This window comes from Frigoribacterium sp. Leaf8, assembly GCF_001421165.1.
Lineage (GTDB): Bacteria > Actinomycetota > Actinomycetes > Actinomycetales > Microbacteriaceae > Frigoribacterium.
In genome coordinates, this window is sequence record NZ_LMKB01000005.1 from 1,414,333 (window position 1) to 1,420,872 (window position 6,540).

Annotated in this window: 8 protein-coding genes; 6 read left to right on the forward strand and 2 right to left on the reverse strand. The window is 74.5% G+C overall.

The window, feature by feature from the left end:
- Window positions 1–199: 199 nt before the first annotated feature.
- Window positions 200–625, reverse strand: coding sequence for a YchJ family protein (locus ASL10_RS11305; protein WP_056047246.1), 426 nt, complete (start codon window positions 623–625; stop codon window positions 200–202).
- Window positions 626–813: 188 nt separating this feature from the next.
- Between ASL10_RS11305 and ASL10_RS11310 the strand changes: the two genes are divergently transcribed.
- From ASL10_RS11310 to ASL10_RS11320, 3 genes are all read left to right on the forward strand, one after another.
- A complete protein-coding gene (locus ASL10_RS11310; RefSeq protein ID WP_056047249.1) occupies window positions 814–1,209 on the forward strand; it encodes a hypothetical protein in 396 nt (131 codons plus the stop codon).
- A gap of 175 nt (window positions 1,210–1,384) precedes the next feature.
- The gene (locus ASL10_RS11315) at window positions 1,385–2,257 is read left to right on the forward strand and encodes a metallophosphoesterase (protein ID WP_056047250.1); all 873 of its coding nucleotides are present in this window, start codon (window positions 1,385–1,387) and stop codon (window positions 2,255–2,257) included.
- A 72-nt stretch (window positions 2,258–2,329) separates the two neighbouring features.
- The gene (locus ASL10_RS11320; protein WP_056047253.1) at window positions 2,330–3,346 is read left to right on the forward strand and encodes an NAD-dependent epimerase/dehydratase family protein; all 1,017 of its coding nucleotides are present in this window, start codon (window positions 2,330–2,332) and stop codon (window positions 3,344–3,346) included.
- A 99-nt stretch (window positions 3,347–3,445) separates the two neighbouring features.
- Here the strand turns inward: ASL10_RS11320 and ASL10_RS11325 are convergent, their stop codons facing one another.
- A complete protein-coding gene (locus tag ASL10_RS11325) occupies window positions 3,446–4,099 on the reverse strand; it encodes an HAD-IA family hydrolase (RefSeq protein ID WP_056048006.1) in 654 nt (217 codons plus the stop codon).
- Window positions 4,100–4,157: 58 nt separating this feature from the next.
- Between ASL10_RS11325 and ASL10_RS11330 the strand changes: the two genes are divergently transcribed.
- The 3 genes from ASL10_RS11330 to ASL10_RS11340 all read left to right on the forward strand — a co-directional run bounded on the left by ASL10_RS11330 (window position 4,158) and on the right by ASL10_RS11340 (window position 6,450).
- Window positions 4,158–4,577 (forward strand): hypothetical protein, encoded by a 420-nt coding sequence (locus ASL10_RS11330; protein WP_056047256.1) that lies wholly within the window; start codon window positions 4,158–4,160, stop codon window positions 4,575–4,577.
- Between the two features lie 404 nt (window positions 4,578–4,981).
- Window positions 4,982–5,914 (forward strand): aminodeoxychorismate lyase, encoded by a 933-nt coding sequence (locus ASL10_RS11335; protein WP_235452702.1) that lies wholly within the window; start codon window positions 4,982–4,984, stop codon window positions 5,912–5,914.
- 266 nt (window positions 5,915–6,180) lie between these two features.
- Entirely contained in the window at window positions 6,181–6,450 is a 270-nt protein-coding gene (locus ASL10_RS11340) for a hypothetical protein (protein WP_056047262.1), read from the forward strand.
- Window positions 6,451–6,540: the final 90 nt, after the last annotated feature.

The window sequence follows — 6,540 nt, forward strand, 5'->3', positions numbered from 1 at the left end:
GATGGAGGGCGCGAGCCCTGCATCGGTGTCGTCCGGACCGTGGGTCCCTGCCCGTGAAGCTCTCCCTGCGGCCCGGCGGCGTCACGGAGAGGATGCCGGGCCCGACGGACCCGCCGTCCTCTTCGTGACGCCCGATGCCGACGTCGCGCGTCTGCCCCGCCGGACCCGGCCAGGCCCGAGCTCGTTCAGTGCGGCCTGGTCAGCCCGCCGTCCCGTCGACGTAGAGCCACCGCCGGTCGACCCGGGCGAACCGGCTGACCTCGTGCTGCGACCCCACGCCCTCGTCGTCGCGGAAGTGCGCCTCGAACTCGACCGTCCCCTCGTCGTCGAACGGCCCGCCCGCCTGCGTCCGCACGACGTCGAGCCGGAACCAGCGCGTGCCCGGGTCGACCTCGAGCGTCGCGGGCCGCGTCGTCGGGTGCCACGTCTCGAGCAGGTAGGAGGCGCGGGCGAGCACGAACGCCGAGTACCGCGAGCGCATCAACCGTTCCGCCGTCGGGGCGGGCGTCGTGCCCCGGTGCAGCGGCCCGCAGCACGATCCGTAGGTCTCGCCGCTGAGGCAGGGGCACCGGGCCGAGTCGTCGAGGTCGCGGCCGGAGCCGGCGGCGGGAGCAGCAGGAAGCATCGGGCCATTCTCCGACACGCCCCGGCGCCCCGTCCCCGGGCCTCCTCTCGGACACGCCTGCCGGCCCGAGCTACACCGTGGGCGGGCGCCGGGTACACCCGGTCGGCTCCCCAGTCCGGGTCGCACCCCAAGGGGCCGCCCCCGCACTGGGCGTCGCACTCCGCGCCACGACCTGCCACGGTGATGCCGTGACGAACTCGCCGACCTCCACCTCGCACCCCGTCCACGAGCAAGAGCTCGTGTTCGCGCACGTGCGCGCGGTGCTGAGCGCGGGGGAGGCCGGTCCCGTCCTCCCCCGACTGTCCCGGCGCAGGACCGCACGGGCCCTGGCGTCGGCCGGCTTCAGCACCCTGACCGGCGAACCCGTCCGGGCGTCCGCCCTCAAGCACGACGGGACGCAGTTCTTCGACCGCTCCGAGACCGTCCTGGTCGAGTCGCTCAACAGCGGGCGACGGTTCTACGGCCTGTTCGTCGAACCGACCTCCCCGACCCACGAGGACTGGGCGACCGTCACCGACATGTTCGCCGAGCTCGGGCGCCGCGTGCACGGCCGCCTCGCCCCCGCCGACCAGTTCCGCGGCTGAGCCCTCCCGCCACACGCGAGGTCGCACCACGGTTGCGGCGTCGAACCACCCCCGTGCGTGGTTCGACGCCACGTGCGTGGTGCGACCCGACCGCCCGAGCCGCCCGAGCCGCCCGAGCGGCCCCGGCACCCCGGGCCACGCGCACGCGCCGCCCCGCACCCGGTAGCGTCGCGGCATGCACGCCCTGCCGCCCGGAGCCCTCCGCATCGTCCACCTCAGCGACGCCCACCTGCTCGCCGACGGGGCCCTGCACCAGGGTGTCGTCGACACGACCGAGGCCCTCGACCTCGTGCTGGCGGAGGCCGCGCGGGTCGAGGGGGTGCGACTGCTGGTGGGGTCGGGTGACCTGTCGGACGACGGGACCCGCGCCTCCTACCGGCACCTCCTCGAACGCACCGACGCCTGGGCCCGAGCGGCCGGTGCCGAGGTGGTGCTCGTGCCGGGCAACCACGACGTGCGCGAGCCCTTCGCCGAGGTGCTCGGCGGCGACCCGGCGAGGCCGCTCGACCTCGTGCGCGACGTCGACGGCTGGCGGGTGGTCGGGCTCGACACGTCCGTGCCCGGGGCCGGCTACGGACTGCTGCGACCCGAGCAGCTCGCCTGGTTGCGCGACGAGCTCGCGACGCCCGCCGAGCGGGGCACCGTGCTCGTGCTGCACCACCCGCCGATCGCGGCGCCGACGACCCTGCACGAGTCGCTCGCCCTGCAGGACCCGGAGGCGCTGGCCGCGGTCCTCGAGGCGTCGGACGTCCGCGTCGTCCTCGCCGGGCACTACCACCACCACGTCGTCGGCCACCTCGCGGGCGTCCCCGTGGTGGTCGCGCCCGGGGTGGCGAACGACACGGACGTGCTGGCGACCGTCGGCACGGAGCGGGCCGTGCGCGGCTCGGGCTTCGCGGTGGTCGAGGTGGCGGCCGACGGGTCGGTGCGCTCGACCGTCGTGCGCGCGCACGACCCGCGCGACGGCGACGAGGTCTTCGTGCTCGACGAGGCCGCCGTCGCCCGCATCGCCGCCGAGGCCGGACCGTCGCCCAGGGGCCGCGCGTAGGCTCGGGGCAGGCCTGCCGCCCACCCGGGGTCGGCGCCTGGCCGATCGTCGAGTCGTGAAAGTGAGACCCCCATGCGCGTGGTCGTCGTCGGAGCCACGGGCAACCTGGGCACCGCCCTGCTCACCCGTCTGCAGGCCGAACCCGAGGTGACCTCCCTCGTCGGCGTCGCCCGCCGGGGGCCGCGCATGGCGACGCCGCCGTACGGCGAGGTGACCTGGTTCTCGATCGACGTCGGGGCCGACGACTCACCCGTGGCCCTCGAGCGGGCGTTCGCCGGGGCCGACGCCGTCGTGCACCTCGGCTGGGCCCTGCAGCCGAGCCACCGCAAGGCCGTCATGTACCGCACGAACGTGCTCGGCACCTCGCACGTCCTCGACGCCGCCGCCCGGGCCGGCGTGCCGCACGTGCTCGTCGCGTCGTCGGTCGGCGCCTACTCGCGGGGCCCCAAGGGTCGACGCGTCGACGAGACCTACAAGACCAAGGGCGTCCGCCGCTCCAGCTACTCGAAGCACAAGTCGATCAACGAGCGCGTCATGGACGCCTTCGTCGAGCAGCACCCCGAGGTCACGCTGACCCGCATGCGCCCGGGCCTCGTGTTCCAGGCCTCCGCGGCGAGCGAGATCGTCGGACTCTTCGCCGGTCGCTGGGTGCCCACCCGCTGGATGCAGCGCGTGCGCCTCCCGTTCATCCCGCTCGCCCCGCGCTTCGTGTCGCAGGTCGTGCACGCGAGCGACGTCGCGGACGCGTTCTGGCGGGCCATCGACCGCCGCGCCGGCGGGGCGTTCAACCTCGCCGCCGAACCCGTGGTCGACCCCGACCGCATCGCCCGGGCCTTCGGCTCCCGCCTGCTGCCCGTGCCGTATCGCCTGTTGCGCGCCGTCGTCCAGCTCACCTGGCTGGCCCGCCTGCAGCCGACCGAGCCGGGCTGGCTCGACATCGCGGCCAAGATCCCGGTCATGTCGACCGAGAAGGCCCGGGACGTCCTCGGTTGGACGCCCCGTCACACCTCGGACGAGACCCTGCGCGAGTTCGCCCACGCCCTCGCGCACCGGACCAACCACGAGGGGTCGCACCCGCTGCACGGCTGAGCGGCGAGCCCGAGCTCGAACCGCGAGGCCGAGCCCGCGCCCGCGCGAGCCGCGCGCCGCGAGCCCGTGCCACCTGCCGGCCCGCGCGAGCTCCAGGCCCTACGGCAGCGTGATCTCGAGCAGCCCGTCGGCCCGCACGGTCACCGACACGTCCTCGTACCCGACGATGCGCGGCAGCCCGTCGGCGGCCGGCCCGTCGTGGTCTCCCACGACCACGACCGAGGCTCCGGAGGCGCGGGCGGCCTCGAGCCCCGCCGCGGCGTCCTCGAAGACGACGACCTCGCCCGGGTCGACGCCGAGCAGCTCGGCAGCCAGCAGGTAACCGTCCGGGGCCGGCTTGCCCACGGCCACCTGCTCGGACGCCAACACGACCGCCGGCCAGGGCACGCCCGCCTCGGCCATCCTCGACCGCGCCAGCTCGTGGTTCGCGCTCGTCACGAGGGCCACCCGGTCACCCGGCAGGCTCGCCACGAAGGCGGCGGCGCCCGGGATCTCGACGGTCCCGTCACGGGTGCCGGCCTCGACCGCCTGCAGCCCGTCGGTGAGGAACCGTGCCTCGTCCTCGGGCAGCCGGGGCAGGAACCGGGTGACGGTGTCGTGGGTCTGCCGGCCGTGCGCGAACGCCAGCAACTCGACGACGTCGAGCTCGTGTTCGGCCGCGAAGTCGCCCCAGATGCGTTCGACCAGGGCGGTCGAGTCGACGAGCGTGCCGTCCATGTCGAACACGATCGCGCGGCAGGTGAGGGTCGTCATGGCCACAGTCTGCCCCGGCGCACATGCGGCACGCACCCCCACGGCGTACCGTGCCCGCATGCACGAAGACGAGCAGGACACGAAGACCGGCACCACCACGGGCGACGCCACGACGGCCACGGACGGCGTCGGCTACGCAGGCACCGCCGAGACCGCACCGGACCGTCGCGACGCCGACGACCCGACCGCGGACTTCCCGCGGAGCGAGGCGACCACCGCCGAGATGCAGCGGTCGGCGACGGAGGACTCCCCCGCCGTGGACGCCGACACCGACCTGGACGCGGTCCAGGCCCTGCCCGGTGAGGGCGGGCCGGACGACGGCGGCGACATCGAGGTCGACCCCGACGACCTCAACCTCTCGGGCGACTCGATCCCCGGCCACCCCAAGCCCGGCGAGCCCGATCCCGCCGACGCGACCTCGGGTGACGGCGCCGCGCCGTCGCACCCGAAGCCCGGGCCGCCCCGGCCCCGCGGCTGACGCCTCCCGGACCGACCACGAAGGGCCGCACCGTCTCGATGGTGCGGCCCTTGGACGTGCGCGCCGTGGCGCGGGTGGTCCTACGTGTGTGGTGTGGTGCCGGGCGGGCCGCCCCGTGAAGAAGCTCCCGGCCCACCGGGCACCACGCGCCCACCGTGGGCGGGCTCGCTCACGGTACCGCTGCAGTCTGGGCGGGCAAAGAGGACCCTGCCAGGAAAACGCCTGTTCAGCGCCCGGAATTAGCTAGACGCACTAGTCACCGTGGCGAGCGGGTGCCCGATGCGCACCTCCGAGCAGCCGTCGGGCCGATCGAGATCCCGTGGACGTCTAACCTCTCGACGACGAGTGATTATCCACAGCCTGTCCACAAAGCGAAAACCCGCGCCCGAGGTACGGTCGAGGGCGTGACCGACCTCGCCGCAGACGCCTCCCCCACGACCGACACCGCGCCTCCTGCCCCCGTGCTCGTGGTGATCGACCGGGCCCGGGCCGGCGCCCGAGGCGACGGTCCCGGGTGGCACCTCGCCGACGCGGCGGAGCCGACCGTGAACGTCGTCGACCTGGGCGTGACCCGCGGCGACGGCATCTTCGAGGCGTTCGGCGTCGTCGACGGAGCCGTGCAGGCGCTCGAGCCGCACCTGACCCGCCTGGCACGGTCGGCGGCCCTGCTCGACCTGCCCGTCCTCGACCTCGACCTGATCCGCGAGGCGGTGCTCGCCTCGGCCGCCGCCCACGCGCCCGTCCCGTTCGCGTTGACCAAGCTCATCGTGACGCGCGGCCTCGAGGGCGTGCCCGACAGCGAACCGACCGCGTGGGCCCGGACCGAGGTCTACGAGGACCACGCCGTCGAGCGCCGCGACGGCATCCGCGTCGTGGCGCTCGACCGCGGCTACCGGCACGACGTCGCGACGACCTCGCCGTGGCTGCTGCAGGGCGCCAAGACGCTCTCGTACGCCGTGAACAAGAGCGTGCTGCGCGAGGCCGCCCGTCGGGGCGCCGACGACGTCCTCTTCGTCAGCAGCGACGGGTACGCGCTCGAGGGGCCGTCGGCCTCGCTCGTCGCGCGTTTCGGCGACCGCTTCGTCACCCCGCGCACCGACCAGGGCATCCTCGAGGGCACGACGCAGGCGGCCGTGTTCGACGCCCTGGCGGACCTCGGCCACGAGACCGCGTACGAGCTGCTGCCGCTCACCCGCGTGCACGAGGCGGACGCCCTGTGGCTGCTGTCCAGCGGACGTCAGATCGCTCCCGTGTCGGACCTCGACGGCCGGCCGTTCGCCATCGACCACGAGCTGACGACGTCGCTGGTCGAGGCGCTCTGGGCCCGTCGCACCTGAGCCCCCGCCGTTCGAACAGATGTCCACCTTGCGAACGATGTGTCGGGCGATGGTGGCGATCACCCGGTGACCTGCGAGAGTCGGGAACGCGTCGATTCACGGCGACGCGACCCGCACCACCCCGTTCCGCACGCGGTCGCAGGGCCGCAGAGATGAGCTGAACACATGAACATCGTCCACGCCTCCGGGCACCACCCCCTCGCGCACGACCTGGCTCCCACCGAGCCGATCGACATCAGCGCACTCCTCCTGGCCGAGGCCGCGGCATGAGCGCCGCCGACCTCGCCCGCCTCAGCCACGACCAGCTCGTGGCGCACGTCCGTCGCTCCGTCGACGTGACCGGCCACTACGCCGCCGACCAGCGGGTGCCCGCCGCTCGCATCGAGGTCTACCCCAAGCGTCGACCCGCCGGTCGAGCCCACCGGTCGCCGGTCGACCCCGGGCCCGTCGTCTGCGGCACCGTCGTCGACATCACGCCGGGACCGAGCTACGCCGACTTCTTCGCCCCCGAGGCGCAGCAGCTCGCCTCCGCCTGATCCCCGTTCGGCCTCGGCCGACCCACACGACGACCGTCGTCCCCTCGGGGCGGCGGTCTTTCGCATGCCCGGGGGAAGCAGGAGGCGCGG